Consider the following 917-nt stretch of genomic DNA (forward strand, 5'->3'; position numbering starts at 1 on the left):
CGCAGGTGTGGCCGATGGTGGCCGCCGGCACCTCCAACGACGAGGTCATGGCCGCCCGGGGCGTCCGCCCCGACTTCGGCGACGGCGAAGACGACTGAGTACGCAGAGCGACAGCGAAAAGGAAGAGACCCCGACATGTCCACCAAGCACACGCTCTCCGTCCTCGTCGAGAACACGCCCGGCATCCTCGCCCGGATCGCCGCCCTGTTCTCCCGCCGCGGCTTCAACATCGACTCGCTCGCGGTCGGCGTCACCGAGCACCCCGACATCTCCCGCATCACCATCGTGGTCAACGTCGAGGGACTGCCCCTGGAACAGGTGACCAAGCAGCTCAACAAGCTGGTCAACGTCCTGAAGATCGTCGAACTGGAGCCCAGCGCCGCGATCCAGCGCGAGCTCGTCCTGGTGAAGGTCCGCGCCGACAACGAGACCCGCTCCCAGATCGTCGAGATCGTCCAGCTGTTCCGCGCCAAGACCGTGGACGTCTCGCCCGAGGCCGTCACCATCGAGGCCACCGGTTCGAGTGACAAGCTGGACGCCATGCTCAAGATGCTGGAGCAGTTCGGCGTCAAGGAACTCGTCCAGTCCGGCACGATCGCCATAGGGCGCGGCTCCCGGTCCATCACGGACCGGTCCCTGCGGTCCCTCGACCGTTCCGCCTGAGCTCCGACCGTTCCGCCCGAGCCCCGACCGGTCCGTCTGACGAGACCGCAAGACCTTCCTTCCCCCGCCCGCCGTACGGTGGGACGCAACACCAGCACACCAAGGAGAATCCCAGTGGCCGAGCTGTTCTACGACGCCGACGCCGACCTGTCCATCATCCAGGGCCGCAAGGTCGCGGTGATCGGTTACGGCAGCCAGGGGCACGCCCACGCGCTGTCGCTCCGCGACTCGGGCGTCGACGTCCGCGTCGGCCT

General features: G+C 67.5%; 1 protein-coding gene and 1 pseudogene. Both read left to right on the forward strand.

The genetic code is table 11. From position 1 onward, the window contains the following. Positions 1 to 135: 135 nt before the first annotated feature. The gene (ilvN, locus tag ADL08_RS10440) at positions 136 to 663 is read left to right on the forward strand and encodes an acetolactate synthase small subunit (protein WP_053641800.1); all 528 of its coding nucleotides are present in this window, start codon (positions 136 to 138) and stop codon (positions 661 to 663) included. A gap of 114 nt (positions 664 to 777) precedes the next feature. Beyond that, positions 778 to 917 (forward strand): annotated as a pseudogene (locus ADL08_RS35365) (ketol-acid reductoisomerase); the annotation flags it as partial.

Source organism: Streptomyces sp. NRRL F-6492, assembly GCF_001280125.1.
Lineage (GTDB): Bacteria > Actinomycetota > Actinomycetes > Streptomycetales > Streptomycetaceae > Streptomyces.

Excerpts from the sequence above, each read along its gene's own strand:
- ilvN (WP_053641800.1), top strand. The coding sequence starts at position 136 with ATGTCCACCAAGCACACGCTCTCCGTCCTCGTCGAGAACACGCCCGGC.